Below are 3,504 nucleotides of genomic sequence, written 5' to 3'. Positions count from 1 at the left end.
TATCATGAAAGATGGTTACTCCTTTCATACAGATACTGAGAGTCTCAAGGCTACCTATGATGACATGCATGATGCTTATTGCAAGATGCTGACGCGCTGCGGTTTAAAATTTCGGGCTGTAGATGCGGACTCTGGCGCAATTGGTGGTTCTGGTTCGCAGGAATTTATGGTGCTGGCGGATGCGGGTGAAGATGATGTGATGTATACGGCGGATGGTAAATATGCCGCTAATGTAGAAAAAGCTGTTTCTCTAGCTCCCGATGCTGTCGCTTCGACTTTTACTAGTTATGAAATCAAGGATACGCCCAATACCAACTCGATTAAGAAACTAGCAAAATTCTTTGAGTGCGATCTGACCTCGATCGTCAAAAACGTTCTTCAGCAGGCTGTTTATGATAATGGTAAGACGGTTTTAATATTAATTAGCATTCGGAGCGATCGAGAGGTCAATCAGGTTAAATTAACTAATGAATTGGGGAAATTAGCCCCGAATTATGGTGCCAAAACAGTCATCGCCCTCGAAGTACCTGATGGAGTCGCGATCGCTAAATGGGCTGCGAAACCATTGCCTCTCGGTTATATCGCTCCCGATTTGAGCGACGAATATATTCAGGCGAGTCCGAATATTCATCCCCAATTTCTGCGGATTGTCGATCGGACTGCTGCTAGTTTGACAAACTTTATTACAGGCACGAATGAAGCCGAAAAACATGTTGTCGGTGCGAATTGGAATATTAATTTCCCGCTCCCATCTGTCAATGTAGACGTTCAAAAAGCAATGGTGGGCGATCGCGCGATCCACGATCCGACTCAACTGATGGAAACCGCACGCGGCATCGAAGTCGGGCATATTTTCCAATTGGGGACTAAATATTCTGCCGCAATGGGAGCCACCTTTACCAACGAGCAAGGCGAGGAGCAGCCACTAGTAATGGGTTGCTATGGTGTGGGCGTATCCCGGTTGGCTCAAGCAGCAGTCGAGCAATCTTACGATAAAGATGGCATTATTTGGCCGATCGCGATCGCGCCTTATCATGCGATTATCTGTGTTCCGAATATTTCCGATGCCCAGCAAATGGAGGTCGCAGAACGCCTCTACACCGAGTTAAATCAGATGGGGGTCGAAACTATCCTCGACGATCGCGACGAGCGGGCTGGGGTCAAATTTAAGGACGCTGACTTAATCGGCATTCCCTTCCGAATTGTCACTGGTCGATCGCTCAAAGATGGTAAGGTAGAAGTCGTCCAACGTGCTACGAAACAATCTCAAGATATTGCCGTCGGGGATGTTGGTGAGACGATTAAACAGTGGATCGGGGGTTAGGCTTTAAGTTTTAGGTTTTAGGCTTTAGAGGGTAAAGGAAAATTTCCTCCCACACTCCCCACACCCCCAACACTCCCCACACTCCCCTCCCCCAGATCCCCCTTCCCCGCTCTTATGGAACTAATCGCCATCCTCCTATCCGGTATTACGTCTTTGTTCTCAATCACTGGAGTGGTAGTAGACAAAAATGTCGAAGCTGCCGTTTTGTCGCAGATCGATCGAGCCGAGCAGTTACAAGTTAGAACCGATAACGCGCCGCCGCACCAGATTATTAATGGCAAAATTAATAAAGTTCGGATTGCCGGACGGGGGTTGTGGGTAACTAAAGATCTGCGAATCGAAACGTTAGAAGTCGAAACCGATCCGATTGCGGTCGATCTTAAAGCAGTTCAAGCAGATGGGCAAAACCCGCGCGCCTCTTCACTTGGGCAGCCTATTCAGGCGGCGGTGAAGTTTAAGTTCAATCAAGAAGATCTAAATAATTTCTTAAAGTCTCCTGATTCGATCGCGCGGCTTCAGAAAATGACTACTAGTACTCTCGGTGGTGCTGCTGCTGGTTCGCTGAATAAGGATTACCAAATTACTAATCCCAAAGTCCAATTCATCGGTAACAATCGGTTGGGCATCGAAGCCGAATTACTAGATCCGGCTTCTGGCGAAAAACTCCCCGTCAGTCTCGAAACTGGTGTAAGTGTCATTGGTGGGCGCAAATTTCAGTTAGTCGATCCAAAGGCGATGGTGGGAAAAACTCCAGTACCACCATTTCTGTTATCTGGCTTGACGACTGGAATTGGCGAACAACTGAGTGTAGATATCCTTGAAGAGCGCGGACTCTTTACCCGGATTCTCCAGTTCGAGGTGAAGCCTCAAGAGCTAGAACTGGCAGCTTTCGTGCGGATATCTGGGCGTAAAGAGTAATTTGTGGCTCTTAAATTCGTGCGGGTCTACCCCGATCGCATTTACTTGTTTATCGCTAGCTAATATCTACTATCTGCAATTTAATTTTTGGCTGAGAGGGGAGTCTGTATCGATCGATATTTTTCATCGCCGAATCGCTTTCGAGCAGTTAAAATAATAGTAGATCGACAAGAATGCTGAAAATGCTCACTTGACAGGTCACTAGACGGCAAACACTTGCCAGTTGCTAGTTATTAGGGATCGATCGGTTAGTCTGAGTCGCACAGCTTTGACACCATCCTCAATCGCTACTTGCTGTTTAATGGTTCTCACGATCTATCTGAATTTTTAATTATGGAACACCAAAAATCGATATCTAAAAACGTCGTTGCGACGATCTCTGCCGTCACTCTGGCCGCAACTGCAATCGGTGGTGGATTAGCATGGTTGACAATCTCCAATAACAACCGCCCGGTAGTAATTACTCCCAGTAATATCCCAGTTACTACTCCCGTCACGATCGATCCTGCTAAAGTTAATCCGCAGCCAGCAACTCAAATTCCGACAGCACCTGAGACTGCTGTCACCACGCCACAGACTTCATCGACAACCCCTAACGTCGGCGAGACTAACACCAAAACTACTACTCCGCCTACGATCGCCCAAAAAGAAACCACTGTCAAAATTTGGCGGCTAGATGATGATGGTAAAAAAACTATTTTAGTCCCACAAGAGCAGCAAGCTCCTCAAGCTACGGAGACAACTCCAGCAGCGGGAGTTACTAGATCTATTTCAACACTACTCGCTGCATCAGGTAAGCCCGATGGTAAATTGACATCGACAATTCCCGTTGGTACCAAGCTCTTGAGTACAAAAGTGCTAGCAGATGGCATCCATATCGACTTATCTAAAGAGTTTACACAAGGCTTTGGTGCGACTTCGATGATTGGTAGATTAGGTCAAGTAGTATACACGGCTACGTCTGAAAATCCCAGCGCGCCTGTCTGGATTACGGTTGAAGGTAAAAAGCTAGAAGTCCTCGGCGATGTTGGTGTCGAAGTCAGACAACCGATTACGCGCGAAACTTACGATCGCGATTTCCCCATCAATCCAGCTAGCTCGACGACTCCATAACGTTACGCTTTTCCCATCCCAAAAATAGACGATTGCAATGTGTGATGTCGTTGTTGAAGTTGGCGTAGTCTGCCATCAGTGCAGTCTATCCCCTTACAGTATCGTCTATTGTGCGATCCACTAAGCTGTCAGACATTTAAATCACATAC

At 46.8% G+C, this 3,504-nt stretch carries 3 protein-coding genes; all 3 read left to right on the top strand.

Annotated elements, in window-relative coordinates:
- Nucleotides 1–1,324: proline--tRNA ligase (gene proS / locus RMO79_RS06025; RefSeq protein WP_310482151.1), on the top strand; the 1,324-nt coding region annotated here is incomplete at its 5' end.
- Between the two features lie 114 nt (nt 1,325–1,438).
- Nucleotides 1,439–2,242, top strand: a complete 804-nt coding sequence (locus RMO79_RS06020; RefSeq protein ID WP_310482150.1) for a DUF2993 domain-containing protein — start codon at nt 1,439–1,441, stop codon at nt 2,240–2,242.
- A gap of 333 nt (nt 2,243–2,575) precedes the next feature.
- On the top strand, nt 2,576–3,355 hold the full coding sequence (locus RMO79_RS06015) for a GerMN domain-containing protein (protein ID WP_310482149.1): 780 nt from the start codon (nt 2,576–2,578) through the stop codon (nt 3,353–3,355).
- The last annotated feature ends 149 nt before the right edge of the window (nt 3,356–3,504 follow it).

This window comes from Chamaesiphon sp. VAR_48_metabat_403, assembly GCF_031422475.1.
Taxonomy (GTDB): domain Bacteria; phylum Cyanobacteriota; class Cyanobacteriia; order Cyanobacteriales; family Chamaesiphonaceae; genus Chamaesiphon.
This window is presented reverse-complemented; position numbering and strand designations above follow the sequence as displayed.